Source organism: Sphingomicrobium lutaoense (genome assembly GCF_014195685.1).
GTDB lineage: Bacteria > Pseudomonadota > Alphaproteobacteria > Sphingomonadales > Sphingomonadaceae > Sphingomicrobium > Sphingomicrobium lutaoense.
This window is the reverse complement of the sequence record NZ_JACICF010000001.1, coordinates 271,136-296,800: the sequence shown is the minus strand read 5'-3', so window position 1 is coordinate 296,800 and position 25,665 is coordinate 271,136. Positions and strand designations below refer to the sequence as shown.

The following is a 25,665-nucleotide window of genomic DNA, read 5'->3' as shown; positions in this document are numbered from 1 at the left end:
CCATGCGGTTCGGAACTGCGAGGCCCACGCTGCGATGACGCTGATTTCAACTGAACCGGCAACGGGCGAGCAAATCTGGACCGGCGAGATCGGCGATGCCGCCGAGGAAGTGGCGATCGCCCGCAAGAGCTGGGCCGAATGGGCCGCCCACAGCTTCACCTATCGCGCCGAGACGCTGCGCCGCTTTGCCAATGTGGTGCGCGCAAAGGAACAGGAATTCGCCGACCTCATCGCGCGCGAGGCGGGCAAGCCTTTCTGGGAAGCCAAGACCGAAGTCGGCGCGGTGGTGGGCAAGGTCGATATCTCGATCAAGGCCTATTCCGAGCGCACTCCCAACCGCACCTCCGAAGCCGCGATGGGGAGCAAGGTGGCAGTGCGCCACAAGCCGCACGGCGTGCTCGCGGTGCTGGGCCCTTACAATTTCCCCGCGCACCTGCCCAACGGCCATATCGTGCCCGCGCTGCTGGCGGGCAATGCGGTGGTGTTCAAGCCATCCGAGAAGACCCCGGCGAGCGGGGCCTTCCTCGTCGACTGTTTCCATGAAGCGGGGGTGCCCGAAGGGGTTCTCCGCCTGCTGATCGGCGGGCCCGACGAAGGCAAGGCGCTGGCATCGCATCCGGGCATCGACGGATTGCTGTTCACCGGTTCGGCCAAGGTCGGCAAGATCCTTCATCGCCAGTTCGCCGACACGCCGCAGAAGCTGCTGGCGATCGAGGCGGGGGGCAACAATCCGCTGGTCGCCTGGGACATGAAGGACATTCATGCCGCCGCCGCGATCATCACCCAGTCGGCCTTCCTGTCGGCGGGACAGCGCTGCACCTGCGCGCGTCGCCTCATCGTTCCCGAGGAAGGGCATGAACAGCTCCTCGAGGAAACGCTCAAACTGGTCGATCGCATCATGGTCGACCATCCCCATGCCGATCCCCAGCCCTTCATGGGGCCGCTGATCGACAATGAGGCGGCCGACATGGTGCAGGATCAATATATGAACCTGATGATGAAGGGCGGCACCCCCATCCGCAGGCTCGACCGTCCTTACGAGGAACGGCCCTATCTCACCCCTGCGATCATCGACGTTACCAATGTAAAGAACCGCCCCGACGAGGAAATCTTCGGGCCGGTGCTGCAGCTGATCCGGGTGCGCGATTTCGACGAAGCGATCGACGAGGCCAATCGCACGCGCTTCGGGCTGGCAGCGAGCGTCCTGACGCGCACGCCCGAATATTATGACAAGTTCTGGGCCAATGTGCGCGCGGGCGTGATCAACTGGAACAAGCCGACCAATGGCGCGCCGTCGACCGCGCCCTTCGGCGGGGTGGGCATTTCGGGCAACCATCGCCCGAGCGCTTTCTATGCCGCCGACTATTGCGCCTATCCGGTGACCAGCGTCGAAAGCGAATTGTGCCGCGCCAATATCGGGCAGGGCCTTCGCGATCCCAACATGCTCGAGGATTGACGGTCGATCACGCTCCGCCGTTCATGAGCAGGACGGCGCATAGCTGTATTCCAAGTCCGATCGCAGGCGCCTGCCACCATTTGCTCGTTTCCATGCCCTTATTGCTGGTCGCAAAATAGGTGGCCACGAATGGCGTCAACATGATGACCCACGCGCCGACATGGACTAGCCACGGAAGGTCCGGGCTACGAAAACCAAAGTAAACGTTGAAAAATATAAGCGCCAGGAAAGCGGTGGCTAAGAGGCCGGCAATTCCAGATAGCCTATGTGCCCATTGCCATTTCCCTAACCTTGGTGCCGCCACTACCCCCGCGGCTCCGGAGCGTAGCTGTCGTCGAGCGGTGCGTCCGAGAAGCGGGTGATGTTGGCGTCGAACTTCATCTTCACCCGGCCGGTCGAGCCGTGGCGCTGTTTGGCGACGATCAGTTCGGCCATCTGGTAGACGCGCTCCATGTCGCGCTGCCATTGTTCATGCGCTTCCCAGACCTTGACGTCGTCGCCTTCGATCGGGCGCTTGGGTTCGCGCGAATTGACGTAATATTCCTCGCGATAGACGAACAGCACGATATCGGCGTCCTGTTCGATCGAGCCGGATTCGCGAAGGTCGGAAAGCATCGGCTTTTTATCTTCGCGCTGCTCGACCGCACGGCTGAGCTGCGAGAGCGCCAGCACCGGCACGTCGAGTTCCTTGGCGAGCTGTTTCAAACCGCGCGAGATTTCGGAGATTTCCTGCACGCGATTGTCGCCCGCCGAGCCCTTGCCCGAGCCCTGGAGCAGCTGGAGATAGTCGACCACGACCATGCCGATGCCCTTCTGCCGCTTGAGGCGGCGGGCGCGAGTGCGGAGCGCGGCGATGGTGAGGCCCGGCGTATCGTCGATATAGAGCGGGAGCGTCGACAATTCCCCGGCGGCGCGGGCGAGGCTCTGGAATTCCTGCTTGGAAATCTTGCCCATGCGGAGATTTTCCGAGCTGATTCCCGACTGTTCGGCGAGGATACGCGTGGCCAGCTGGTCCGCCGACATTTCCAGGCTGAAGAAAGCGACCGGAGCGCCGACGCTTTTCGCCGGATCGATGCCGTCGGCATGGTCCTGCACCCAGCGCTGCGCCGCGTTGAAGGCGAAGTTGGTGGCGAGCGAGGTCTTGCCCATGCCGGGACGCCCCGCGAGGATGGTGAGGTCGGACTTGTGCAAGCCGCCGATCTTGGCGTTGACGCCTTCGATGCCGGTGGTGATGCCCGACAGATGCCCGCCCGAATTGAGGGCGCGTTCGGCCATCTCGACCGCGAGCTTGGTAGCTTCGCCGAAGCTTTTGGCCTTGCCTTCGGCGCCGCCTTCCTCGGCGACGCGATAAAGCGCGCTTTCGGCTTCCTCGACCTGCTGGAGCGGGGAGATGTCCTCGGAGGTGTCGAGCGCGCCTTCGACCATGTCACGGCCGACATCGACCAATGCGCGCAGGAGCGCGAGATCATAGACCTGGTTGGCGAAATCGCGCGCGCCGATGACGCTCGCCCCCGAGCCGGTGAGAGTGGCGAGATAGCCGGTGCCGCCGACTTCCTTCATCGCCTCGTCGGCCTCGAACAGCGGTTTGAGGGTCACCGGATTGGCGACCATGTTGCGATCGTTCATCTTGAGGATCGCGTCGTAGATGCGGCCGTGCAACGGTTCGAAGAAATGTTCGGCGCGCAGCTTCATCTGCACGTCCTCGACCAGGCGGTTGTCGATCATCAGCGCGCCCAGAAGCGCGGCTTCCGCCTCGATATTCTGTGGGAGATGCTGCGTCGCGTCGGGGCCCCCGCCCTCGCCAATCTGAATCACTTCGGCCATGGGACGATCTTCTATAGCAAAAGCGCGGGCCGTGCGTGCCGATTTAAAATTTTTCGTGGACGCGCTGTGGATAAGTCGAAGGATTGCGTGGACAGTTTTTAGGCGGCACACCAAGCGCCATGAGCATTCTTTCCGACAAGTGGATTCGCGAGCAGTCCAAGCAGCACGGCATGATCGAACCGTTCGTCGAGGCGCAGCGGCGCGAAGGCAATATCAGCTACGGCCTGTCGAGCTATGGCTATGACGCGCGGGTCGCAGACGAGTTCAAGATCTTCACCAATATCGATTCCGCGGTGGTCGATCCCAAGAATTTCGCGTCGAACAGCTTTGTCGACAAGCAGACCGATTGCTGCATCATCCCGCCCAACAGCTTTGCGCTGGCTCGGACGGTCGAATATTTCCGCGTGCCCGAGGACGTGCTGGTGATCTGCCTTGGCAAATCGACCTATGCGCGGTGCGGGATCATCGTCAATGTCACGCCGCTCGAACCCGGCTGGGAGGGACATGTGACGCTGGAGTTTTCGAACACCACGCCGCTTCCTGCCAAGATTTACGCCAACGAGGGTGCGTGCCAGTTCCTCTTTCTCAAGGGGAACGAGCGGTGCGAGACGAGCTACAAGGACCGGGCGGGCAAATATATGGGGCAGCGCGGGGTCACGCTGCCAAGGCTCTAGGGCAAAAGAAAAGGCTCCGGAAAACCGGAGCCCAACGCCTTACTTTTCGAGGCTTTTCCCGTCAGCTTTCGTCGACGACTTCGGCGCCCGGGCCGTTCTTTAAGATCGATTCGATCGCATTCTTCGCGCTGGACTTGGAGCTGTAGCCTTCGGTCCAGAAAATCTTCTCGCTGTTATAGTTGAACGAAACGCGGAACTCCCCGCGCTTGTCCTTGCTGATCACGAACTTGTGCGGCATCCATTTCCTCCCCGTTGATGTTGATGGTGGCACCCTGTCAGCCGCATTCCCGACCGTCAACCGGCGGGGCCCACTTCAGCCCTTGCGCTTTGGCCGCTTGCCGGGATGGGGCTTGCGCCCGCCGCGGCGGCGGTCGCCGCGCTTGCGCGGAGCATCCTGGCTGTCGCCGCCATAGCTGCCTTCGGGAAGTTCGAAGCGAAGCGCGCCCGAGGCGGGGTCGGCTTCGACGAGCTTGAGTTCGAGGCGTTGGCCGGCGCGATATTCCTCGCCGCTGTCCTCGCCGATCAGCGCCTGGCGCTTTTCGTCGTATCGGAAATATTCGCGGCCCAACGTCTTGGCGAGGACGAGGCCGTCGCCGCCCAGTTCCTCGACCGTGGCGAAGAAGCCGAAGGGCTGCACGCCGGTGATGCGGGCGCGGACGATCTGGCCGACCTGGTCGGCGAGATAGGCAGCGACATAACGGTCGACGGTCTCGCGCTCGGCCTCCATCGCGCGCCGTTCGAGCATCGAAATCAACTCGCCGATGCGGCCGAATTCCTCGGCTTCGCCCTTGGGCAGTCCGCCTTCGCCCAGCTTGAACACCGTGACGAGCGAGCGGTGGACGAGAAGGTCGGCATAGCGGCGGATGGGCGAAGTGAAATGGGCGTAGGAACCGAGCGCCAGGCCGAAATGGCCGAGCGGTTCGGGGCCGTAGCGGGCCTGCATCTGGCTGCGCAGGATCTGTTCGGTGATCTCGGTGCGATTGTCATGGTCGGGCCCGATCCGTTCGAGGATGCGGTTGAAGGTCTGCGGCTTCACCACCTGGCCAAGCGCGAACTCGACATCGAAAGTCTTGAGATAATCCTTGAGCGTCAGCAGCTTGTCGCGGTCGGGCACTTCGTGGATGCGATACATCACCGGCGCCTTCTTGCGTTCGAGCGCCTTGGCGGCGGCGACGTTGGCGGCGATCATGAAATCCTCGACCAGCCGGTGGGCATCGAGCCGTTCGCGCGGAGCGACCGACATGATGCGGCCCTTTTCGTCGAGTTCGACCCGCCGTTCGGGCAGGTCGAGGTCCAGGGGTTCGCGCGAGTTGCGCGCGGCAAGCAGGACCTTCCAGCATTGCCACAGCGGTTTCAGCGCCTTTTCGACGAGGTCGGGGTCGACGCGGCCTTTCTCGCCGTCGATCGCGGCCTGCGCATCCTCATAGGCAATGTTGGCGGCGATCCGCACCTTGGCGCGGGTAAAGCGCCACGCCTTGATATTGCCGCCGCTGTCGAGGGTGAGATGGGCGACCATCGCGGCACGGTCCTCGCCTTCCTTCAGGGAGCAGATGCCCGCCGAGAGATGCTCGGGAAGCATGGGGACGACCTGGTCGGGGAAATAGACGCTGTTGGCGCGTTTGCGCGCTTCCTTGTCGAGTTCGCTGCCGGGGCGGACATAGTAACTGACATCGGCGATGGCGATGATCGCCTTGTGGCCGCCCGGATTGCCTTCATCCTCGTCGGGTTCGGCCCAGATGGCATCGTCATGGTCGCGCGCATCGACGGGATCGATCGCGACGATCGGCAGATGGGTGAGGTCTTCGCGCTCCGAGCCGAGCGGCTGTTTTGCGACCTTTTCGGCTTCCTTGAGCACGGCCTCGGGAAATTCGTGGCGGATGCCATATTTGTGGATGGCGATCATCGAGAAGCTCTTGGGCGCGAAGGGATCGCCGAGCACCGCATCGACATTGGCGACATTGCGCTTTTCCTTGCCCGCCGGTTCGGCGAGCACCAGGTCCCCGACCTCGGCATCGCCCAGGTCCGACAGTTCGAAATGGGTGCGCTGCTTCTTGTCGATGGGAGCAAGGAAGTGGCGTTTGCCTTCCTTGCGCACCACGCCCATCAGCATCTCGGCCGAGCGGGCGAGCTTCTTCATCACATGAGCGACATGGCCCTTCCCCGCCTCTTCGGTGCGAGCCAGGATGCGGTCGTTGACCGCGAGCGCGCTGCGCTTGCCCTTCTGCTGAACGCGCAGGCGCGGCTTGGGACTTTCGGCCTGCCAGTTTTCGGGTTCGGCCCAGACCTGCCCGTCATCGACCGACACCACTCGAAGCACGGTGACGCGTGGCACGCCGCCCATCTTGTGAAAGGCGCGGCCCGGCGAATGGTCGATCAACCCTTCGTCGGCCATGTCGCGCAGCATCCGTTTCAGGGCGATCTTGTCATTGCCGCGAATGCCGAAGGCGCGCGCGATCTCGCGCTTGCCCGCGGGCTGGTCGCTCGATTCGATGAATTCCAGGATCTGCTTGGGGGTCGGAAGCCCCTTCGATTGGCGTGTCATGTCCTGCCAATGCGGGAGGGGGCGCCATGGTTCAATCGCGGCGCCAAAAATGCCCTCCCCTCAGAACCGCTCAATCGTCCTCTCCGCTTTCCTCGATGGGGCGGAAATCGCCGCCCGGCACTGCCGCGACCACGGGGCTGGCATGATGGCCCTTCGAGACCGCCGCCACCCCGAAGATCCAGTCGTCGACGCGAATGCCGTCGAGGGTCGCCGAGCATTGCCCGTCGGTGCAGGCAGTCGCGGCAATGTGGCCATGCTTTTCCCAATTGGCGGCATCGGTGCGGCGCATCCAGACCTGGTAATGATCGGCCGAAGGGACCGCGTTCCATTTGACCTCGGTATCGGTCGAGACCGCGCCGCTCGCCTTCACGCCCGAGGGCGGGGGCGGCGCGCTGGCCAGCGCGGCGAGCGCGGCGACATTGAGGCGCGTGACCTTGGCGAGATAGGGGAAATCCATCTCGGCCGCGACATCACCGTAGAAAGTGCCGTCCTCGGTGCGCAGGTCCTGGTGCTGATGGTCATAATCCTCGACCGCGACGGTGAAGCGCACCGCCGGAAAGCCCTTTTCGAGCATCCGGATATGGTCGCCTCCCCGCCCCCAGCGGTCGGTGCGCCAGATCTGCCGCACGTCGAGCCCGAGCTGCGGCAGCCGCTCGGCGAGCGCATCGAGATAGCGCGAGAGGTTGCGGCTGGGCGCGTCATTTTCGCCCCCGAGGCGATGCTGCATCGCGCCGAGGCGTTCGTCATAGCCCTGGCGGCGCGGGCCTTCGGAGAAAAGGCGGACAACGTCCGGTTCGCAATGGCCGTCCGAGCCGCAGCTGTTGCCGATGATGTCATTGTTGAGATTGGCAATCACGTTCCAGCCTTCCGCGGCGGCATGGTCGGCAAGGATGCGTCCCCCGAACAGCCCCTGCTCCTCGCCCGACAGCGCGGCATAGACGATGGTCGCGGGAAACTGCCTTTTCGAGAGAATGCGCGCGGCCTCGATCACCGCGACGGTGCCCGAGCCATCGTCATTGGCGCCCGGTGCGTCCGAAGTGAAATCGAGCGGATCGGTGACGCGGCTGTCGATATGGCCGGTGATGATGACCACGTCGTCGGGCCGCTCGGTGCCGCGCTGGATCGCGACCGCGTTGCAGACCCGCGTGGGCGTAGGGATGCGGTCGCCGGTGACGGTGTCGCACACCCTCTCGACTGTGAGGCCGTCATGGCGCATCTCATCCATCGCCCAGCTGACCGCCGCGCCGATACCCCGTTCGGGATCGTCCTGTGATGACAAAGTGTGGCGGGTGCCGAAGGCGACCAGCCGGTCGATGTCGGCGCGCAGCCGCGCTTCGTCCACCTCGAAGGCGGCTTCGAGGAGAGCCTTGTCGCGGGCTTCGTGCATCATCTGGTGGCCGGCTTCCTGCGCCTTCGCGGGCGCATGCTGATGCGCTTCCTGCGGGTGCGCGATAGCGGCGGTGGAAGTGGCAAGGGCGAGAGCGAGAACAGTCAGACGCATGGCAATCTCCTTTGGGCCTGCATCAACTGGCATTTGTGCCAAGCTTTGGCTAGGGCAAGCCGCAAAACCAGTCAGGCACGAGGAAAATCATGCGTAGCATCGACCATTTCATCAACGGCAGTCACGTATCGGCAAGCGGCCGCACCCACCAGGTGTGGAACCCGTCGGAAGGCAAGCAGCAGGCCGAAGTCGGCCTCGGCGACGCCGCGCTTCTCCAGCAGGCGATCGACGCCGCCAAGGCCGCCCAGCCCGAATGGGCCGCGACCAACCCCCAGAAGCGCGCCCGCGTCTTCTTCAAGTTCAAGGAACTGGTCGAAGCCCATATGGACGAACTGGCCGAGATGCTGTCTTCCGAGCATGGCAAGGTGATCGCCGACAGCCGTGGCGACGTGCAGCGCGGCCTCGACGTGATCGAATTCTGCTGCGGCATTCCGCATCTTCTGAAGGGCGAATATACGCAGGGCGCGGGCCCCGGCATCGATGTCTATTCGATGCGCCAGCCGCTTGGCATCGGCGCGGGCATCACCCCGTTCAATTTCCCCGCGATGATCCCGATGTGGATGTTCGGCCCCGCCATCGCGGTCGGCAATGCCTTCATCCTCAAGCCCTCCGAGCGCGATCCCTCGGTTCCGCTGCGACTTGCCGAACTGATGAAGGAAGCGGGTCTTCCCGACGGCATCCTCAACGTCGTGCATGGCGACAAGGAAATGGTCGATGCCATTCTCGACCATGAGGACATCAAGGGCGTGAGCTTCGTCGGCTCCTCCGCGATCGCCGAATATATCTATTCGAAGGGCACCGCCAACGGGAAGCGCGTGCAGGCCTTCGGCGGCGCCAAGAACCATGGCATCGTCCTTCCAGACGCCGATCTCGACCAGGTGGTCAACGATCTCACGGGCGCGGCCTTCGGGTCGGCGGGCGAGCGCTGCATGGCGCTTCCGGTCGTGGTCCCGGTGGGCGAGGACACCGCGGCGCGGCTTCGCGACAAGCTCGTCCCCGCGATCGAAAGCCTCAAGGTCGGCGTCTCGACCGACCCCGACGCCCATTACGGCCCCGTCGTGACCAGCGAGCATAAGGAGAAGGTCGAGGGCTGGATCGCCAAATGCGCCGAGGAAGGCGGCGAGATCGTCGTCGACGGGCGCGGGCTGACGCTGCAGGGCACCGACGGCTGGTTCGTGGGGCCGACCCTCATCGACCATGTGAAGCCCGATTTCGAAAGCTACAAGGAAGAGATTTTCGGCCCCGTCCTCCAGATGGTGCGCGCCGACAGCTTCGATGAAGCGGTGCGCCTGCCGAGCGACCATCAATATGGCAATGGCGTCGCCATCTTCACCCGCAACGGCCACGCCGCCCGTGAATTCGCGGCGCGGGTCAATGTCGGGATGGTCGGGGTCAATGTGCCCATTCCGGTGCCGGTGAGCTATCACACCTTCGGCGGCTGGAAACGCTCGGGCTTTGGCGATGTCAACCAGCATGGCCCGGAGGGCGTGCGCTTCTGGACCAAGATCAAGACGGTGACCCAGCGCTGGCCCGACGGCAGCGCGCAAGGCGATCACAAGGAAGCCTTCGTCATCCCGACGATGGGGTAAGAGGGTGGACGCCCAAGTCATTCTGAAGCGGTTCGAGCGGCCCGACGAGGTGCGCGAATTTCCCAAGGGGCGGTTCGAAATCGTCCGGCTGGGCGGGATGACGATCGGGCGGGCTACCTATGAGCCCGGATGGCATTGGGCCAAGGATGTGGGCAAGGCGATGGGCGAGCCCTTCTGCCGCGTCGAGCATGTCGGGCTGGTGGTGTCGGGCTGCGCGACTGCCGAGATGGAGGGCGGGAAAAGCGTGGAGATGCGCGAAGGCGATCTTTTCCACGTTCCCGCCCATCCGCACGACAGCCGCGTCCTGGGCGAGGAGCCTTATGTCTCGCTCCATTTCCTCGGCGCCGACGATTATGCCGAGAGCGAGGGCTGAATTGGAGCGCACCTCCGGTACCTCGCCTTATGAAGCGCTCTACGGTTTCTCGCGCGCGGTGCGCGTGGGGGACCGGATCCTCGTCGCGGGGACGGGGCCGGTCGAGACGGACGGAAGCTCCACACCGGGCGATGCGGCGGCGCAGGCGCGGCGATGCTTTGCCATCGCGGTGCAGGCGATCGAGGAATTGGGCGGCGCGGCGAGCGATGTGGTACGCACCCGCATGTTCATCACCGATGCCGCCGATGGCGATGCGGTGGGCAAGGTCCATGCCGAGTTTTTCGGCCACGTTCGGCCCGCCGCCACCATGGTCGTCGTGAAGCAGCTATTACGCGACGAATGGCGGGTCGAAATCGAGGCCGAGGCGTTGGTCGGCAATGGTTAGACAGTCCTATCTACTCCCCCTGTTCCTTCTGTTCGGCGCCTGTTCGAGCGAAAGCGAGGTTGCGCCGCCTCCCGTCGATTCGGTCGGGGAAGGGGCGCAGGCCGATGCGGTGATGGCCGACGAGATCCCGCGCGAACTGCGCGGCACCTGGGGCATGACGCCCGGCGATTGTGACGACAGCCGCGGCGATGCCAAGGGCCGGATGGAAGTCGAGGCCGACCGGCTCGTCTTCTACGAATCCACCGCGATGCTCGACGAGATCAGCGAGGCCGAGCCGCATCGCCTCATCGCCATTTTCGAATTCGAGGGCGAGGGGCAGAAGTGGAGCCGCAAGATCGCGCTCGAAGTCGAGGAGGACGGGCAGAGCCTCGTTCGCCGCGATCTCGATGACCAGCAATTGACCGGGTCGCTCAGCTACAATCGCTGCACCGCCTGATGCGGCCCTGGCACCTTGCGGTGATGGCCTTGCTCGTTTCCGCGTGCGAGCGGGAAGAGGCGCAGGCGGTGCCGGGCGAGGCGGTCGAGGCGGCGGCGGCGCATGACCTTTCGGACCGTTCGGCGCTGGCGCGGCATGAAGGGCTTTACGGAGCGAGCCATGCCGATTGCGATCCCGACAATCTCTACATGGACGAATATGTCGAGCTTTTCGACCAGGGCTTTGCCTATCGCGGCGAATTGTCGACGCTGGCCGAAATCATGGGCGGCGGGCGGTTCCGTTTCACCAATTCCGAAGGCGTTTCTGAGGTTGTTGAAGTCGATGGCGAGGAGCTGGTGCGCAGCCCCGATGATCGGGCGCGGCGCACGGTCTATCTGCGCTGCCGCTAACCACCCCCTTCCCCAACCCCGAATTGCGGTGCTAGGGGCCGCGCCATGACCCAGTTCGACCTTACAGACGATCAGCGCCAGATCTTCGAAATGGCGCAGAAATTCACCGCCGACGCGATCACGCCCCATGCCGGCAAATGGGACGAGGAGCATATCTTTCCCAAGGACGTGATCCGGCAGGCCGCCGAGCTCGGCTTCGGCTCCATCTACGTGTCCGAGGAATCGGGCGGGATCGGGCTCGGGCGGCTCGAGGCGGCGCTGATCATGGAAGCGATGGCCTATGGCTGCCCGTCGACCAGCGCCTTCATCTCGATCCACAACATGGCGAGCTGGATGATCGACCGGTTCGGCGACCAGGAGCTGAAGGACAAATATCTGCCCTCGCTGATCACGATGGAGCGGATGGCGAGCTATTGCCTCACCGAGCCTTCGTCGGGGTCGGATGCGGCGGCGCTCAAGACCAAGGCGGTTCGCGACGGCGACCATTATGTCGTGTCGGGGTCCAAGGCCTTCATTTCGGGCGCGGGCGAGAATGAGGTCTATGTGGTAATGACCCGCACCGGCGAGGAGGGTCCCAAGGGGATCAGCGCGCTGGTCATCGAGAAGGACATGGAAGGCGTGAGCTTCGGCGCCAACGAGAAGAAGCTCGGCTGGCATTCGCAGCCCACGCGGCAGGTCAATTTCGATGAGGTGCGGGTTCCGGTCTCTAACCGCATCGGCGGCGAGGGCGAGGGTTTCCGTATCGCGATGATGGGCCTCGATGGCGGTCGTCTCAACATCGGTGCCTGTTCGCTGGGCGGGGCGCAGCGCTGCCTCGACGAAGCGATCGCCTATACCAGGGATCGCAAGCAGTTCGGCAAGTCGATCGCCGATTTCCAGAATACCCAGTTCATGCTGGCCGACATGGAAACCGAATTGCAGGCCGCCCGCGTGCTTCTCTATGCCGCGGCGGTCAAGGTGACCGAGAATGCGCCCGACAAGACCAAGTTCGCGGCGATGGCCAAGCGGCTCGCGACCGACACCGGTTCCTCGGTGGTCGACCGGGCGCTGCAGCTGCACGGCGGCTATGGCTATCTGCAGGACTATCCCATCGAGCGGTTCTGGCGCGACCTTCGCGTCCATTCGATCCTCGAGGGCACCAACCAGATCATGCGGCTGATCGTCAGCCGCGAAATGCTGCGCCAGTAGGGACCGAGATGAGCGAGAATGTGCTGATCCTGCGGGAAGGCCGACTGGGCCGGATCCGCCTCAATCGCCCCAAGGCGATCCATGCCCTCACCCTCGACATGTGCGAAGCGATGAGCGCGGCACTGCTCGAATGGCGGAGCGATCCCGATATCGACGCGGTCATCATCGACCATGCCGAGGGGCGCGGTTTCTGCGCGGGCGGCGATGTCGTTCTCCTTTACAAGTCGGGCAAGGAAGACGGGCGCGCGGCGGCCGAATTCTTCCATGCCGAATATCGGCTCAACCATCTCCTTTTCACCTATCCCAAGCCCGTTGCCGCCTTCATGGACGGCATCACCATGGGCGGGGGCGTGGGCATCTCGCTGCCCTGCACCTATCGGGTCGCCACCGAGAATACGCGGCTGGCGATGCCCGAGACGGGGATCGGGCTTTTCCCCGATGTCGGCGGCGGGCGCTACCTGTCGCGCCTTCCGGGCCATGTCGGCGAATTCATGGCGCTGACGGGTGCGCGGATGGACGGGGCCGAATGCTATGACCTCGGTCTTGCCACCCATTATGTCGAGAGCAGCGAACTCGAAGCGCTCAAGGAGCGGATCGCCTCGGCGCCCGAACGGCTGCAGGGAATGCTGGGCGCGGCATCGGCGACCCCGCCCGAAGCGCGCATCGCCGAAAGCATGCCGCGCATCGCCAAGCATTTCCAGCATGCGACCTTCGAGGACATCATCGCCAGCCTGGAAGCGGGCGAAAGCGACTGGGCCGAGAATGAACTGGCGACGCTTCGCGCCAAGAGCCCGCTATCGTGCAAGGTCTCGCTGCGGCTGGTGCGCGAAGGCGCCGGACGCGAGGATTTCGCCGAGGAAATGCAGGCCGAATATGCGCTGGCGACCAAGGTGGTGCGCACGCATGATTTCATCGAGGGCGTGCGCGCGCTGCTCATCGACAAGGACAATGCGCCGCAATGGGATCCGCCCACGCCCGAAGCGGTCAGCGACGAATTGGTCGATGCACTCTTCGCTCCCCTCACCGCATCCGAACGTTGGACCCCTTTCCCGGAGAGCTAAGCCATGAGCCAGTATGAAACGATCCTCGTCGAGAAACAGTCCGATGGCGTGACGCTGGTCACGCTCAACCGGCCCAAGGCGCTCAATGCCCTCAACAGCCAGGTCCTTGGCGAACTGATCGAGGCCTTTGCCGATTATGACGGCGACGACAGCCAGCGCTGCCTTGTCCTCACCGGTTCGGAAAAGGCCTTTGCCGCAGGCGCCGACATCAAGGAAATGCAGGACCAGGGATTTGCCGACATGTACAAGGCGAATTTCTTCGGCGGCTGGGAAAAGGTCACCGCGACGCGCAAGCCGTGGATCGCGGCGGTGGCGGGCTATGCGCTGGGTGGCGGCTGCGAAGTCGCGATGATGGCCGATTTCATCATCGCCGCCGACAGCGCCAAGTTCGGCCAGCCCGAAATCAAGCTGGGCGTGACGCCCGGAATGGGCGGATCGCAGCGCCTCACCCATGCGGTCGGCAAGGCCAAGGCGATGCACATGTGCCTCACCGGCGAGATGATGGGCGCCGAAGAAGCGCTGTCGAGCGGGCTGGTGGCCAAGGTCGTGCCTGCCGACAAACTGCTCGACGAAGCGATGGCCACCGCGCGGACGATCGCGGGAATGGCGCCGCTGGCAGCGATGGCCAACAAGGAAATGGTCAATGCCGCCTATGAAATGACGCTGGCCGAAGGCATCAAGTTCGAGCGGCGGCTGTTCCACGGCCTGTTCGGCACCGAGGACCAGTCCGAGGGCATGAAGGCCTTTGTCGAGAAGCGGCCGGGGAACTGGAAGGGCAAATGAGCCTCCGCGCGCTCGGTAACCCGCACCTTCCGCCGCGCCCGACGCGGCGGCTGGGGGTCGAGAGCGCGCATGGCTATCGGCTCAAATGCCATTCGATCGAGGCGCCGGGCGAGACATTCGATCCCGGCCGCTTCGCGGGATGGCAGGACGCCATCGCCCCTGCCCTGCCCCAGCCGCCGAGCGATGCGCGCCGCCCGGGCGTCGGCTTCGTCATTTTCCACCAGGCCCCGGTGGGCGACTATCTGGTGTGCGGCCGGTGGGACAATCATAACGAGTTGAAGCTCGTCACCTGGGTTGCGCCCGCAGGGAGCGCGAAGTTCGCGCCTGCCAACGAGCGGCAGTCGATCTGCGTCTGGGACATGGACGTGATCATCGACGAGCGCGACGCCTTCGTCGCCGCGACGGGCGCCGACGGTCTGGACATCGAAGCCTATCTCGGTCAGCCCGCTGGCCAGGAAACATCAGGAGAGTAAGCATGGCGAAGATCGCCTTCATCGGACTTGGGAACATGGGTGGCGGGATGGCCGCCAATCTCGCCAAGGCGGGACATGAGGTCCTGGCCTTCGACCTTTCGGAAGAGGCGATGGCCAAGGCGCGCGACAAGGGCTGCACCCCTGCCAGCGACGCCGCGAGCGCGGTCAAGGGCGCCGAAGCCGTGGTGACCATGCTGCCGGCGGGCAAGCATGTCGCCGCCGTCTACGCCGAGAGCGTCATTCCCCATGCCGACAAGTCGGCGATCCTCATTGACTGTTCGACCATCGACGTCGCCACCGCGCGCGACGTCGAGGCCAAGGCCGCCGAGGCGGGACTGACGATGGTCGATGCGCCCGTTTCGGGCGGGATCGCCGCCGCCGATGCGGGCACGCTGACCTTCATGGTGGGCGGAAGCGAAGACGGCTTCGGGCGCGCCCAGCCCATTCTCGACAAGATGGGCAAGGCGGTCATCCATGCCGGGGGTCCCGGCGCGGGGCAGGCCGCCAAGATCTGCAACAACATGCTGCTCGGCGCGACCATGGTGGCGACCTGCGAAGCCTTTGCGCTGGCCGAGAAACTGGGGCTCGACCTCCAGACCTTCTACGACATTTCCTCCAAGGCCTCGGGGCAGAGCTGGTCGATGACCAGCTATTGCCCGGTGCCGGGCGTCGGTCCCGAAACGCCTGCCGACCGCGACTATGAAGGCGGCTTTGCCGCGGCGCTGATGCTCAAGGACCTGAAGCTCGCGATGGAAGCCGCCGACAATAACGAGGCCTATACCCCGATGGGGGCGCATGCGGAGGAACTCTATAGCCGCTTCGTCGACCGTGGCGGCGCGGGCAAGGATTTCTCGGCGATCATCAAGATGCTTGACGACAGCTGGAAGGCACCGGGCGAGAATGGCGAGGCTTGATCGCCCCGCCATCGACCCCACATCAGGCCCATGCTGATCCAGACCGAAGCCACGCCCAATCCGGCGACCCGCAAATTCCTTCCCGGACGCACGGTGATGGAGGCCGGCGGACGCGATTTTCCGACCCCCGAAAGCGCCGAGGCCAGCCCACTTGCCGAAGCGCTGTTCGCGACGGGCATGGTCGATGGCGTCTATTTCGGGCGCGATTTCGTGTCGGTCAGCGCCGCGCCGACGGTCGAATGGACGCAGCTCGAGCCTGAAGTGCTCCAGATCCTGCTTGACCATTTCGTCACCGAGGCGCCGCTGTTCAAGCCGGGCAGCGCCGCCGATATCCATGTCGCGCCGAGCGAGGAAATGGCCTTCGAGGACGATCCTGCCGATGCCGACATCATCGACCAGATCAAGGACCTCATCGAGACGCGCGTCCGGCCCGCAGTGGCGCAGGATGGCGGCGACATCGTCTATCGCGGCTACAAGGACGGCGTGCTTTATCTTGCCATGCAGGGGGCCTGTTCGGGCTGCCCTTCCTCGACCATCACGCTCAAGCGCGGGATCGAGGGGCTGGTGAAACATTATGTCCCCGAGGTGACGAGCGTCGAAGCGATCTGACAGCCGCCCGAGGCTTGCGCTTTTCCGCCATTTATGTCCCATTGTCGTACGGCCTTCGGAGGGCCTTTAGGGAGTCTCGTCGATGATCCTGGCGATCGACACGTCCACCGCCGCCTGCAGCGTCGCGCTTTTCGGTGCGAACGAGCGGCTGATGGCGCGCGAGCAGGAAGTGATCGGGCGGGGCCATGCCGAGCGGCTGGTGCCGATGATCGAGAAATTGCTCGACGGGAGGCAGCCTGACGCCATCCTGGTCGGCGTGGGGCCCGGGAGCTTCACCGGCATCCGCGTCGGCATTGCCGCAGCGCAGGGCCTTGCGATCGGCTGGAACATCCCCCTGGACGGCATGTCGTCGCTGGCGCTGATTGCCGCGAGTGCGGGCGAGGAGCCCGGCGCACGCGCCGCAGTGGTGCCCGGCGGGCATGGCGAATTGTTCGTGCAGGAATTCGATGGCCCCGACCTTACTCAGCTCGGCCCGCACCGGAGCCTTGCGCCCGAGGCGGCGGCGGAAGAAATCGGCGCGCCGCTGCTGCTCGGCCCGGGGGCGGCGACGCTGATCGCGGCGCGGGGGAGCGGCGAAGCGCGCGAGGGCTGGCCCGATGCGGGCTGCGCGCTCGACCTGCCCGAGGACCTGCGCAAGCTGGCGCCCAAGCCGCTTTACGGGCGCCCGCCCGACGCCAAGCCCAAGGCAGCGGTGTGATGGCGACGGCGCGGCCCCAGGACCATGTCATGCTGCTGCGCGGCGAATTCGACGATCTCGACGATGTCATGGCGGTGATGGACCGCGCCTTCGATCCGCACCATGGCGAGGCCTGGTCGCGCTCGCAATGCGCGGGCATCCTGCCGATGAGCGGGGTGTCGCTGGTGCTTGCCAAGACGGGCGGACGGACGCTCGGCTTCAGCCTGCATCGCACCATCAGCGACGAAGCCGAACTGCTTCTGCTCGCGGTCGATCCCGAGGCGCAGGGCAAGGGCGTGGGGAAGATGCTGCTCGACCAGTTCGAGGATTCCTCTGGCGAGCAGGGTGCGTCGCGCCTTCACCTCGAGGTGCGCGACGGCAACCGGGCGACCGCCTTCTACGAAGCCGCGGGGTTCAAGCTGGCGGGGCGCAGGCGCCGTTACTATCGCGGCAATGAAGGCGAGCGGATCGACGCCCTTACGTATGTAAAAACGATCTAGACTTTCGGACTCATCAAGCCGTTTCACTTGTGCTATTCGGATGGGGGCAGTAATGCGCCGCCAGTGTAGACGCGTTCACTCCAATGCTCGGAAAGATCAAAAATGTCGGACGAACAAGTCATTGATGACACGCTCATCACTTTAACTGCGGACATCGTTGCCGCGCATGTCAGCAACAATATGGTCGCGGTGAATGACTTGCCGCAGCTTATCGACAATGTGCATTCCTCATTGTCGAAACATTATGAGAGCTCGCAGAAGGCCGAAGAAAAGCTCGAGCCCGCGGTGTCGGTGCGCGCGTCGATCAAGCCCGACTATATCGTCTGTCTCGAGGACGGCAAAAAGCTCAAGATGCTCAAGCGCCACCTCATGACCCATTACAATATGACGCCCGACGAATATCGGCAGAAATGGGGGCTTTCCCCCGATTATCCGATGGTCGCTCCCAATTATGCCGAACAGCGCCGGCAATTGGCCAAGAAGATCGGGCTGGGCACCAAGGCCAAGCGTGGCAAGCGCAAGAAATAGCGCCGTGCTTTTTACGAAAATGGCGGCGTGCGGCGGAAAAGCGCGGCGCGCCCCTTTTCAACTTGCCGATGCGTCGATATCTCATTGCCCATGAGCCGTACCATCGATGTCGAAGCCCTGTGCGCCGAGAAGGGCCTGCGAATAACCGAGCAGCGCCGCATCATTGCCAAGGTGCTGGGCGAGAGCGAGGACCATCCCGACGTGGAGGCGCTGCATCGCCGCGCCTCGCGGGTCGACCCCAATATCTCGATCGCCACCGTCTACCGGACGGTGCGCCTGTTCGAGGAAGCGGGGATTCTCGAGCGGCATGAATTCGGCGACGGGCGTTCGCGCTACGAAGCGGCGTCCGATGCGCACCATGACCATCTCATCAATGTCGAAACCGGCGAAGTCGTCGAATTCGTCGACGAGGAGCTGGAGGAATTGCAGCGCAGGATCGCCGAACGGCTGGGCTATCGCCTCGTGGACCACCGCATGGAATTGTATGGCGTCGCGGTGGAACGCGACAGCTAGCTTGCCGCTCCTTGTCCTTCGGGTCATCCTTCTGGCCCTCGCGCTGGCGCTTCTTGCCCTTCCCCACCTGATTGTTCGCACGCTGTTCGGGAGCGGCGCGGTGGCGCGCCTCTTTCTCCATGTCGCGGGGTGGATCATGGGGCTTCGCGTGCGGCGCGTGGGGCCGCTTCCGCCGCGCCGGAGCCTGTTGCTCGCCAATCACCAGTCCTGGCTCGACATATTGGTGCTGGGCAGCGCGACGGGATGCGCTTTCGTGTCCAAGGCCGAAGTGAAGGACCATTGGCTCACCGGCTGGCTCGCCGACCAGCGCGACACGCTTTACATCGAGCGCGACGACCGGCGCGGAGTGGCGCGGCAGGTCCATGCCATCGCCGAGCGGTTCGACCATGACCTTCCGCTCGCCATCTTTCCCGAGGGAACCACCAATGACGGGCTTCACGTCCTGCCCTTTCGCCCCTCGCTGCTTGCCGCCGCCACGCCCTTGCCCGCCGATGCGGTGGTGATGCCCGTCGCGCTCGATTATCGCGAGGACCGGGCGTTCGTGGGATGGACCGCGCCCGAGCGGGGGATCGACAATGCGGTTCGCATCCTGTCGCGCTGGCGCCCCATCCATGTCGACGTGATCATGCTGCCGCCGCTTCCTGCCGCTGACCGCAAGACCATGGCCGGCGAAGGGCGGCAACGGATCGTCGTGGCGCTGGGCGCTTCATCCGAGCGGCAAAGCAGCCTATAGGCGCCCCATGACCGACCCCAAGAACTTTCGAATCAAGAGCTTCGGCTGCCAGATGAACGTCTATGACGGCGAGCGGATGGCCGAGCTCCTGGCTGCCAAGGGCATGAAGCAGGCCGCCGATGGCGAGGATGCGGACCTTGTCGTCCTCAACACCTGCCATATCCGCGAAAAGGCCGCCGAAAAGGCCTATTCGGATATCGGCCGCCTCAAGCGCGAGGATGGCAGCCGGCCGATGGTCGCGCTGGCCGGATGCGTGGCGCAGGCCGAGGGCGAGGTCGCCCAGCAGCGCAGCAAGGCAATCGACATCGTGGTCGGGCCGCAGGCCTATCATCGCCTGCCCGAACTGGTCGGCGAAGCCGCCTCGGGCAAGCGCCCGGTCGATACCGACATGCCCGCCATTTCCAAGTTCGATGCCATGCCCGCGCGCACCCGCGTGGGGCCGTCGGCTTTCCTCACGGTCGCCGAGGGCTGCGACAAATTCTGCACCTATTGCGTCGTTCCCTATACGCGGGGCGCCGAGATCAGCCGCCCCTGGAGCGATATCGTCGCCGAGGCCCAGTCGCTGACCGAGCGGGGCGCACGCGAAATCACGCTTCTGGGGCAGAATGTCTCGGCATGGCGCGGCGAGGACGAGAAGGGCCGCGAGGGCGGCCTCGAACTGCTGATCCGCCGTCTTGCCAGGATCGATGGTCTCGAGCGGATCCGCTACACCACCTCGCATCCCGCCGACATGGACGAGGGTCTCATTGCCGCGCATGGCGAGGTCGAGAAATTGATGCCCTATCTGCATCTTCCGGTGCAGGCAGGCAGCGACCGCATCCTCAAGGCGATGAACCGCCATCACACCGCCGAAAGCTATCTGAAGCTCATCGAGCGGTTCCGCGCGGCGCGTCCCGACCTTGCCATTTCGGGCGATTTCATCGTCGGCTTTCCCGGCGAAACCGATGCCGAGTTCGAAGAAACGCTCGCCATCGTCGATGCGGTCGGTTACGCTTCGGCCTATTCGTTCAAATATTCGCCGCGCCCGGGCACTCCGGCGGCTGAAATGGAGGACCAGGTCTCGACCCACGTCATGGATGAACGGCTCCAGCGCCTGCAGGCGCGTCTTGCCGAACATAGCCTCGCCTTCAACCGGTCAAAGATCGGCCAGATATTCCCCATCCTCATCGATCGGCGGGGCAAGAAGCCCGGCCAGATGATCGGCAAGTCGCCCTGGCTCCAGTCGGTCTTCGTCGAAAGCGATGCCGCGATCGGGGACATGGTCGAGGTGACGATCGAACAGGCCCTTCCCAACAGCCTGGGCGGCCGCTTGAGAGAGATGGTGGACGCCTGATGGCAAAACGCGAAGCGACGATCGAGGATCGCGCCCGGCTGGAGCTGGAATTCGACCAGCCCTATCTTCTTGGACCTTTGTTCGGCGAATTCGACCGCCACCTCGTGATCATCGAGGACCGTCTTCGCGTGAAGGTATCGGCGCGGGGCAACCGCGTTCTCATCCAGGGCGATCCCGATGACACCGCGCGGGCGCGCGAAGTGCTCATCGGCCTCTACAAGCGGCTCGACCAGGGACAGGATGTCGATGCCGAGACCGTCGAGGCGGTGATCGGCATGGCCAACCAGCCGCAACTGGACGGCATCGTCGGCGAGGAAGTCGCCGATCCGCCCAAGGTGATGATCCGCACCCGCAAGAAGACGATCGTCCCCCGTTCGGCGACCCAGACGACCTATATGAAGGCGCTGGCGAAGAAGGACATGATCTTCGCATTGGGTCCGGCCGGGACGGGCAAGACCTATCTGGCGGTCGCGCAGGCGGTGAGCCAGCTGATCACCGGAAGCGTCGAGCGGCTCATCCTGTCGCGTCCCGCGGTCGAGGCGGGCGAGCGGCTGGGCTTCCTGCCGGGCGACATGAAGGAAAAGGTCGATCCCTATCTCAGGCCGCTTTACGACGCGCTCTACGACATGCTGCCCGCCGAACAGGTCGAGCGGCGCATTGCCAGCGGCGAAATCGAGATCGCGCCCATCGCCTTCATGCGCGGACGCACCCTCAATGATGCCTTCATCATCCTCGACGAAGCGCAGAACACCACGCCCGCGCAGATGAAGATGTTCCTCACCCGTTTCGGGATGCGCAGCCGCATGGTCATCTGCGGCGACCCCAAGCAGGTCGACCTTCCCGAGCCCGGCATGTCGGGACTGGCCGATGCGGTCGGCAAGCTGGAGAATGTCGATGGCATCGCCACGGTGCGCTTCACCGCCGCCGATGTCGTGCGGCACCCGCTGGTCGGACGCATCGTCGAAGCCTATGAAGGCAAGCCATGACCATCGAACTGGCGCTCGACACCGACCCGGAATGGGACTCTAGCGGCGGCCCCTGGGCCGATATCGCCCGACGCGCGGTCGTCGCCGCGCTTCGCGAGAGCGAATATGAAGCGATCATCACTTCCCCGCGCGAAGTCGAATTGTCGATCCGCCTGTCGAGCGACGAGGAAGTGCGCGCCTTGAACGCGCAATGGCGGAACAAGGACCGCCCCACCAACGTATTGAGCTTTCCGATGATCGACCGCGAGCAATTGGCCGACGCGGCAGACGAAGGGCCGATGCTGCTCCTTGGAGACATGATCCTGGCTTTCGAGACCTGCAAACGCGAGGCCGCCGAGAAGGGCGTGACCTTTACCGAGCATGCGACCCATTTGATGGTCCATGGAATGCTGCACCTCATGGGCCATGACCATATGGACGAGGAGGAGGCCGCCGACATGGAAGCGCGTGAAGTGAAGGCGCTCGAGCGGCTCGATATTGCCAATCCCTATACGCTGACGGCGGAGGCGCACTGATGGCCAGCCGCCCCGAGGAAGGATCGCGATTGTGGCGCGGGATGCGCGCCCTTTTCTTCGGCGACGATGCCGAGCCCTCGCTGCGTGATCAGATCGAGGAAGCGATCGACGAGGCCGATGCCGAGCCCGCGCGCGTGGGCGACCTCAGCCCGCACGAGCGGCAGATGCTGCGCAACCTTCTCCATTTCGGGGACCGCACCGCGGGCGATATCTGCGTCCCGCGCGGCGAGATCATCGCGGTGTCGCGCGACATGGATTTCGACGCGCTGGTCGAGGCCTTTGCCGAGGCCGAGCACAGCCGCCTTCCGGTGACCGGCGAGGGCCTCGACGATATCGTGGGCATGATCCATATCAAAGACCTGTTTCACGCCAAGGTGAACGACCTTCCCCATGACATCGGCGCGCTGATGCGCTCGCCGCTCTTCATTCCCGAATCGATGGGGGTGATCGACATTCTGGGGCGGATGCGCTCGGAGCGGGTTCATCTTGCCATCGTGGTCGATGAATTCGGCGGCACCGAGGGCGTGGTCACCATCGAGGACGTGGTCGAGGAAATCGTCGGCGAAATCGAGGACGAGCATGACGAAAGCGACGAGCCGCAGCTGATCATGCTTACCGACGGCATGTGGGATGCCGATGCGCGGATCGAGATGGACGAGATCATCGCCAAGGTCAGCCCCGAGCTGGCCTGGGAAGAGGATGATGTCGATACCATCGGCGGACTGGCCTTCCTGCTTGCCGAGCGAATCCTCGCGCCGGGCGAAAGCGTCTGCCACCCGTCGGGCTGGACGCTCGAATGCCTCGAAGCCGAGCCCAAGCGGATGACCCGCCTGCGGCTCCACGCCCCCGAAGTCGTGATGGAAAGCGACGCGGATTGAACCGGTTGGACGCGTGGCTTGACGGCAGGAAGGGCTGGCTGACGGCATTCGTTGCCGGGATCGTTTCGGCCACTGCCTTCGCTCCCATCGGCCTGTGGCCGCTGGGGCCGCTGGCCTTCGTGATCCTCTTGCTCGGGATCGAGCGGGCTTCGGGGTGGAAGCGCGCGATGATCCTTGGCTGGTGGTTCGGGCTGGGACAGTTCCTGCTCGGCCTCAACTGGATCGCGACAGCCTTTACCTATCAGGATGCGATGCCGGCCGGGCTGGGCTGGGTCGGGGTGCTGCTCCTCTCGCTCTACCTTGCGGTCTATCCGGCGCTGGCGGCGCTGGCGGCGCGCTCGATCGGGCGCGAACGGCCCTTCGCGCTGGTGGCGGCGCTGGCGGGAAGCTGGGCGATCGGCGAGATGCTGCGCGGCTTCATGTTCACCGGTTTTGCCTGGAACCCGATGGGGGTGGCGCTGGTCGAGACGCCCTGGCGGATGGCGAGCGCCTGGATCGGGACCTATGGCCTGAGCGCGCTCGCGGTAGTGCTGGGCGGGATCGTCTATCTCTCGATCAAGCGGGAATTTCTGCCGGCCTTCCTGGGCGTGGCTCTCGCGGGCGTGCTGCTCCTGTTGCCGCCGAGTAAGGCCCTCCCCTCGCCCACCGTGCCGATGACGGTGGTGCAGCCCAATATCGACCAGGCCGACAAATGGCGTCCCGGCTTCGATGCGGTGGCGGCGGAACGGCTGCTGGCCTTGTCCAATGCGGGCCGCGACGAGGGGCCGCGCCTCATTCTCTGGCCCGAAGCGGCGGTGGTCGATCCCTTGACCGACGAGCGGCGTTTCGCGGCGGGAGCGACGGCCTATGAACGGTCGCGGGCCGCGCGGGCGCTCGACGAGGACGATATCCTCATCACCGGTGGGCTGGCGGTGCAGTCGCCCGACGGGATAAGCGTGGGCGGAGCGACCAACAGCGTGTTCGTGATCGAACCCGGCGGGAAGGTGAGCGGGCGCTATGACAAGGCGCATCTCGTTCCCTATGGCGAATATCTGCCGATGCGGTCGATTCTCGAGCCGCTGGGGCTGTCGCGGCTCGCGCCCGGAGCGTTCGATTTCTCGGCGGGGCCGGGGCCGCGCAATCTCGAGGTCAAGGGCGTGGGGCCGGTCGGGATGCAGGTCTGCTACGAGATCATCTTTCCGGGCGCCGTGGTCGATCCCGGTGAGCGGCCGCGCTTCATCTTCAACCCGTCGAACGATGCCTGGTTCGGCCGCTTCGGCCCGCCGCAGCATCTCGCGCAGGCGCGGCTTCGTGCCGCCGAGGAAGGCCTGCCGCTGGTGCGCGCGACGCCGACCGGCATCAGCGCGGTGATCGATGCCGATGGCCGGCTGCTCGACAGCCTCGGATGGCGCGAGCAAGGCGTGATCGACGCCAACCTGCCCGCGATGCGGGCGCCGACGCTCTTTTCGCGGTTCGGCAACCTTCTCTCGCTTGCCCTCGCGCTCATTCTGTGCGGTCTAGGCGTTGCCCTCGGGCGGCGGCCCCGTTAGACCCTTTTTCCGAACGCCCCGGTCGGGGCATCCGACATCCGCAAAGGTTCGATCCAACGCCATGCGCAAATCCTATCTTTTCACTTCGGAAAGCGTTTCCGAGGGCCATCCCGACAAGGTTGCCGACCAGATCAGCGACGCGATCGTCGACCTCTTCCTGTCCAAGGATCCCGAAGCGCGCGTTGCCTGTGAAACGCTGGTGACCACGCAAAAAGTCGTGCTGGCCGGGGAAATCCGCGGCAATGGCATCATGGACCGCGACGGCAATTGGGCCGAGGGGGTGCGCGAGGAAATCGAGGCGGCGGTGCGTGCCACCGTCAAGCGGATCGGCTACGAGCAGGATGGCTTTCACTGGCAGACGCTCGATTTCGCCAACCATCTCCATCCCCAGTCGGCGCATATCGCGCAGGGCGTCGATGCGAGCGGCAACAAGGACGAAGGCGCGGGCGACCAGGGCATCATGTTCGGATTTGCCTGCGACGAGACGCCAGACCTCATGCCCGCGGCGATCGATTACAGCCACAAGATCCTCCAGGCGATGGCCGATGACCGCCATGACGGTAACGCGCCTTTCCTCGAGCCCGATGCCAAGAGCCAGGTGACCCTGCGCTTCGAGGACGGACGCCCCGTGGAAGCGACCGCGGTGGTGGTCTCCACCCAGCATGCGCCTGGCTATGACGAAGGCGAGAAGCGCGACGAACTGCATAGCTATGTGAAGTCGGTGGTCGCCAAGGTGCTGCCCGAGGGGATGCTGACCGAAAAGACCGTGTTCCACATCAATCCCACCGGCACCTTCGTGATCGGCGGGCCGGACGGCGATGCCGGCATCACCGGACGCAAGATCATCGTCGACACCTATGGCGGCGCGGCGCCCCATGGTGGCGGGGCCTTTTCGGGCAAGGACCCGACCAAGGTCGACCGTTCGGCGGCCTATATCGCGCGCTATCTTGCCAAGAATATCGTCGCGGCGGGGCTGGCCAAGCGCTGCACCATCCAGTTGGCCTACGCCATCGGCGTATCGCAGCCCCTCTCGCTCTATGTGGATACGCATGGCAGCGGGACGGTGCCCGACGATGCCATCGAGGCCGCGATCTTCTCGATCGAGCGGCTGGGCGGGCTGACGCCGCGCGCGATCCGCACCGTGCTCAACCTCAATCGCCCGATCTACGAGAAAAGCGCGGCCTATGGCCATTTCGGGCGCGAAGCCGAAGGCGATCATTTCCCCTGGGAAAAGACCGACCTTGTCGAGGATCTGCGCGAAGCGCTCGAAGGCTAAG

28 protein-coding genes are annotated in these 25,665 nt (G+C 64.5%); 24 read left to right on the top strand and 4 right to left on the bottom strand.

Features of this window, described 5'->3' with window-relative positions; genetic code table 11:
* Positions 1-34: 34 nt before the first annotated feature.
* On the top strand, positions 35-1,456 hold the full coding sequence (gene astD, locus FHS50_RS01425; protein WP_183932567.1) for a succinylglutamate-semialdehyde dehydrogenase: 1,422 nt from the start codon (positions 35-37) through the stop codon (positions 1,454-1,456).
* A 303-nt stretch (positions 1,457-1,759) separates the two neighbouring features.
* Here astD and FHS50_RS01420 read toward each other — a convergent pair whose 3' ends face one another.
* Entirely contained in the window at positions 1,760-3,280 is a 1,521-nt protein-coding gene (locus FHS50_RS01420) for a replicative DNA helicase (RefSeq protein WP_183932565.1), read from the bottom strand.
* Between the two features lie 119 nt (positions 3,281-3,399).
* On the opposite strand from FHS50_RS01420, the gene dcd reads away from it, so the two are divergent.
* Positions 3,400-3,954 (top strand): dCTP deaminase, encoded by a 555-nt coding sequence (gene dcd, locus FHS50_RS01415; RefSeq protein WP_183932563.1) that lies wholly within the window; start codon positions 3,400-3,402, stop codon positions 3,952-3,954.
* Positions 3,955-4,015: 61 nt separating this feature from the next.
* Here dcd and FHS50_RS01410 read toward each other — a convergent pair whose 3' ends face one another.
* The 3 genes from FHS50_RS01410 to FHS50_RS01400 form a co-directional block, all read right to left on the bottom strand.
* On the bottom strand, positions 4,016-4,192 hold the full coding sequence (locus FHS50_RS01410; RefSeq protein WP_183932562.1) for a YegP family protein: 177 nt from the start codon (positions 4,190-4,192) through the stop codon (positions 4,016-4,018).
* Between the two features lie 75 nt (positions 4,193-4,267).
* A complete protein-coding gene (rnr, locus tag FHS50_RS01405) occupies positions 4,268-6,496 on the bottom strand; it encodes a ribonuclease R (RefSeq protein WP_183932561.1) in 2,229 nt (742 codons plus the stop codon).
* Positions 6,497-6,566: 70 nt separating this feature from the next.
* On the bottom strand, positions 6,567-7,886 hold the full coding sequence (locus FHS50_RS01400; protein WP_221184857.1) for a M28 family peptidase: 1,320 nt from the start codon (positions 7,884-7,886) through the stop codon (positions 6,567-6,569).
* A 200-nt stretch (positions 7,887-8,086) separates the two neighbouring features.
* Here FHS50_RS01400 and FHS50_RS01395 point away from each other — a divergent pair, with 200 nt between their 5' ends.
* The 22 genes from FHS50_RS01395 (at position 8,087) to metK (ending at position 25,664) form a co-directional block, all read left to right on the top strand.
* A complete protein-coding gene (locus tag FHS50_RS01395; protein ID WP_183932559.1) occupies positions 8,087-9,586 on the top strand; it encodes a CoA-acylating methylmalonate-semialdehyde dehydrogenase in 1,500 nt (499 codons plus the stop codon).
* Positions 9,587-9,590: 4 nt separating this feature from the next.
* Positions 9,591-9,959, top strand: coding sequence for a cupin domain-containing protein (locus FHS50_RS01390; RefSeq protein WP_183932558.1), 369 nt, complete (start codon positions 9,591-9,593; stop codon positions 9,957-9,959).
* A gap of 1 nt (position 9,960) precedes the next feature.
* A complete protein-coding gene (locus FHS50_RS01385) occupies positions 9,961-10,344 on the top strand; it encodes a RidA family protein (protein WP_246332910.1) in 384 nt (127 codons plus the stop codon).
* Positions 10,337-10,780 carry a hypothetical protein gene (locus FHS50_RS01380; RefSeq protein WP_221184813.1) on the top strand — a complete coding sequence of 148 codons (444 nt, stop codon included), beginning with the start codon at positions 10,337-10,339 and terminating at the stop codon, positions 10,778-10,780. Before FHS50_RS01385 ends, FHS50_RS01380 begins: the two co-directional genes overlap by 8 nt.
* Positions 10,780-11,169, top strand: a complete 390-nt coding sequence (locus tag FHS50_RS01375) for a hypothetical protein (RefSeq protein ID WP_183932556.1) — start codon at positions 10,780-10,782, stop codon at positions 11,167-11,169. Before FHS50_RS01380 ends, FHS50_RS01375 begins: the two co-directional genes overlap by 1 nt.
* A gap of 45 nt (positions 11,170-11,214) precedes the next feature.
* Positions 11,215-12,357 (top strand): acyl-CoA dehydrogenase family protein, encoded by a 1,143-nt coding sequence (locus FHS50_RS01370; RefSeq protein ID WP_183932555.1) that lies wholly within the window; start codon positions 11,215-11,217, stop codon positions 12,355-12,357.
* Positions 12,358-12,365: 8 nt separating this feature from the next.
* Positions 12,366-13,418: an enoyl-CoA hydratase/isomerase family protein gene (locus FHS50_RS01365; protein WP_183932554.1), complete on the top strand. Its 1,053-nt coding sequence runs from the start codon at positions 12,366-12,368 to the stop codon at positions 13,416-13,418.
* A 3-nt stretch (positions 13,419-13,421) separates the two neighbouring features.
* Positions 13,422-14,201, top strand: coding sequence for an enoyl-CoA hydratase (locus FHS50_RS01360; protein ID WP_183932553.1), 780 nt, complete (start codon positions 13,422-13,424; stop codon positions 14,199-14,201).
* On the top strand, positions 14,198-14,674 hold the full coding sequence (locus tag FHS50_RS10810) for a hypothetical protein (protein ID WP_265568882.1): 477 nt from the start codon (positions 14,198-14,200) through the stop codon (positions 14,672-14,674). Before FHS50_RS01360 ends, FHS50_RS10810 begins: the two co-directional genes overlap by 4 nt.
* Positions 14,662-15,588, top strand: coding sequence for a 3-hydroxyisobutyrate dehydrogenase (mmsB, locus tag FHS50_RS01355; protein WP_265569276.1), 927 nt, complete (start codon positions 14,662-14,664; stop codon positions 15,586-15,588). Before FHS50_RS10810 ends, mmsB begins: the two co-directional genes overlap by 13 nt.
* A gap of 30 nt (positions 15,589-15,618) precedes the next feature.
* Complete coding sequence (locus FHS50_RS01350) at positions 15,619-16,197, top strand: NifU family protein (protein ID WP_183932552.1); 579 nt, start codon at positions 15,619-15,621, stop codon at positions 16,195-16,197.
* A gap of 82 nt (positions 16,198-16,279) precedes the next feature.
* Positions 16,280-16,894, top strand: coding sequence for a tRNA (adenosine(37)-N6)-threonylcarbamoyltransferase complex dimerization subunit type 1 TsaB (gene tsaB / locus FHS50_RS01345; RefSeq protein WP_183932551.1), 615 nt, complete (start codon positions 16,280-16,282; stop codon positions 16,892-16,894).
* Positions 16,894-17,373: a ribosomal protein S18-alanine N-acetyltransferase gene (gene rimI / locus FHS50_RS01340; protein ID WP_183932550.1), complete on the top strand. Its 480-nt coding sequence runs from the start codon at positions 16,894-16,896 to the stop codon at positions 17,371-17,373. Before tsaB ends, rimI begins: the two co-directional genes overlap by 1 nt.
* A gap of 102 nt (positions 17,374-17,475) precedes the next feature.
* Complete coding sequence (locus tag FHS50_RS01335; protein WP_183932549.1) at positions 17,476-17,901, top strand: Ros/MucR family transcriptional regulator; 426 nt, start codon at positions 17,476-17,478, stop codon at positions 17,899-17,901.
* A 90-nt stretch (positions 17,902-17,991) separates the two neighbouring features.
* Entirely contained in the window at positions 17,992-18,414 is a 423-nt protein-coding gene (locus FHS50_RS01330; RefSeq protein ID WP_183932548.1) for a Fur family transcriptional regulator, read from the top strand.
* Position 18,415: 1 nt separating this feature from the next.
* A complete protein-coding gene (locus FHS50_RS01325) occupies positions 18,416-19,147 on the top strand; it encodes a lysophospholipid acyltransferase family protein (RefSeq protein WP_183932547.1) in 732 nt (243 codons plus the stop codon).
* Between the two features lie 7 nt (positions 19,148-19,154).
* The gene (gene miaB, locus FHS50_RS01320; RefSeq protein WP_183932546.1) at positions 19,155-20,480 is read left to right on the top strand and encodes a tRNA (N6-isopentenyl adenosine(37)-C2)-methylthiotransferase MiaB; all 1,326 of its coding nucleotides are present in this window, start codon (positions 19,155-19,157) and stop codon (positions 20,478-20,480) included.
* On the top strand, positions 20,480-21,466 hold the full coding sequence (locus FHS50_RS01315) for a PhoH family protein (RefSeq protein ID WP_183932545.1): 987 nt from the start codon (positions 20,480-20,482) through the stop codon (positions 21,464-21,466). Before miaB ends, FHS50_RS01315 begins: the two co-directional genes overlap by 1 nt.
* The gene (gene ybeY / locus FHS50_RS01310) at positions 21,463-21,981 is read left to right on the top strand and encodes an rRNA maturation RNase YbeY (RefSeq protein WP_183932544.1); all 519 of its coding nucleotides are present in this window, start codon (positions 21,463-21,465) and stop codon (positions 21,979-21,981) included. The genes FHS50_RS01315 and ybeY overlap by 4 nt, the downstream gene beginning before the upstream one ends.
* On the top strand, positions 21,981-22,859 hold the full coding sequence (locus FHS50_RS01305) for a hemolysin family protein (RefSeq protein WP_183932543.1): 879 nt from the start codon (positions 21,981-21,983) through the stop codon (positions 22,857-22,859). Before ybeY ends, FHS50_RS01305 begins: the two co-directional genes overlap by 1 nt.
* Positions 22,856-24,388 (top strand): apolipoprotein N-acyltransferase, encoded by a 1,533-nt coding sequence (gene lnt / locus FHS50_RS01300; RefSeq protein ID WP_246332909.1) that lies wholly within the window; start codon positions 22,856-22,858, stop codon positions 24,386-24,388. The genes FHS50_RS01305 and lnt overlap by 4 nt, the downstream gene beginning before the upstream one ends.
* 61 nt (positions 24,389-24,449) lie before the next feature.
* Entirely contained in the window at positions 24,450-25,664 is a 1,215-nt protein-coding gene (gene metK, locus FHS50_RS01295) for a methionine adenosyltransferase (protein ID WP_183932541.1), read from the top strand.
* Position 25,665: the final 1 nt, after the last annotated feature.

Bases quoted from the DNA above. Each gene is read 5' to 3' on its own strand.
- FHS50_RS01400 (WP_221184857.1), bottom strand. From the start codon at position 7,886: ATGATGCACGAAGCCCGCGACAAGGCTCTCCTCGAAGCCGCCTTCGAG.
- tsaB (WP_183932551.1), top strand. From the start codon at position 16,280: ATGATCCTGGCGATCGACACGTCCACCGCCGCCTGCAGCGTCGCGCTT.
- astD (WP_183932567.1), top strand. From the start codon at position 35: ATGACGCTGATTTCAACTGAACCGGCAACGGGCGAGCAAATCTGGACC.
- rnr (WP_183932561.1), bottom strand. From the start codon at position 6,496: ATGACACGCCAATCGAAGGGGCTTCCGACCCCCAAGCAGATCCTGGAA.
- miaB (WP_183932546.1), top strand. From the start codon at position 19,155: ATGACCGACCCCAAGAACTTTCGAATCAAGAGCTTCGGCTGCCAGATG.
- ybeY (WP_183932544.1), top strand. From the start codon at position 21,463: ATGACCATCGAACTGGCGCTCGACACCGACCCGGAATGGGACTCTAGC.
- FHS50_RS01365 (WP_183932554.1), top strand. From the start codon at position 12,366: ATGAGCGAGAATGTGCTGATCCTGCGGGAAGGCCGACTGGGCCGGATC.
- dcd (WP_183932563.1), top strand. From the start codon at position 3,400: ATGAGCATTCTTTCCGACAAGTGGATTCGCGAGCAGTCCAAGCAGCAC.
- metK (WP_183932541.1), top strand. From the start codon at position 24,450: ATGCGCAAATCCTATCTTTTCACTTCGGAAAGCGTTTCCGAGGGCCAT.
- FHS50_RS01335 (WP_183932549.1), top strand. From the start codon at position 17,476: ATGTCGGACGAACAAGTCATTGATGACACGCTCATCACTTTAACTGCG.
- FHS50_RS01410 (WP_183932562.1), bottom strand. From the start codon at position 4,192: ATGCCGCACAAGTTCGTGATCAGCAAGGACAAGCGCGGGGAGTTCCGC.
- FHS50_RS10810 (WP_265568882.1), top strand. From the start codon at position 14,198: ATGAGCCTCCGCGCGCTCGGTAACCCGCACCTTCCGCCGCGCCCGACG.
- FHS50_RS01395 (WP_183932559.1), top strand. From the start codon at position 8,087: ATGCGTAGCATCGACCATTTCATCAACGGCAGTCACGTATCGGCAAGC.
- FHS50_RS01370 (WP_183932555.1), top strand. From the start codon at position 11,215: ATGACCCAGTTCGACCTTACAGACGATCAGCGCCAGATCTTCGAAATG.
- rimI (WP_183932550.1), top strand. From the start codon at position 16,894: ATGGCGACGGCGCGGCCCCAGGACCATGTCATGCTGCTGCGCGGCGAA.
- FHS50_RS01305 (WP_183932543.1), top strand. From the start codon at position 21,981: ATGGCCAGCCGCCCCGAGGAAGGATCGCGATTGTGGCGCGGGATGCGC.
- FHS50_RS01315 (WP_183932545.1), top strand. From the start codon at position 20,480: ATGGCAAAACGCGAAGCGACGATCGAGGATCGCGCCCGGCTGGAGCTG.
- FHS50_RS01375 (WP_183932556.1), top strand. From the start codon at position 10,780: ATGCGGCCCTGGCACCTTGCGGTGATGGCCTTGCTCGTTTCCGCGTGC.
- FHS50_RS01380 (WP_221184813.1), top strand. From the start codon at position 10,337: ATGGTTAGACAGTCCTATCTACTCCCCCTGTTCCTTCTGTTCGGCGCC.
- FHS50_RS01330 (WP_183932548.1), top strand. From the start codon at position 17,992: ATGAGCCGTACCATCGATGTCGAAGCCCTGTGCGCCGAGAAGGGCCTG.
- FHS50_RS01420 (WP_183932565.1), bottom strand. From the start codon at position 3,280: ATGGCCGAAGTGATTCAGATTGGCGAGGGCGGGGGCCCCGACGCGACG.
- FHS50_RS01360 (WP_183932553.1), top strand. From the start codon at position 13,422: ATGAGCCAGTATGAAACGATCCTCGTCGAGAAACAGTCCGATGGCGTG.
- FHS50_RS01350 (WP_183932552.1), top strand. From the start codon at position 15,619: ATGCTGATCCAGACCGAAGCCACGCCCAATCCGGCGACCCGCAAATTC.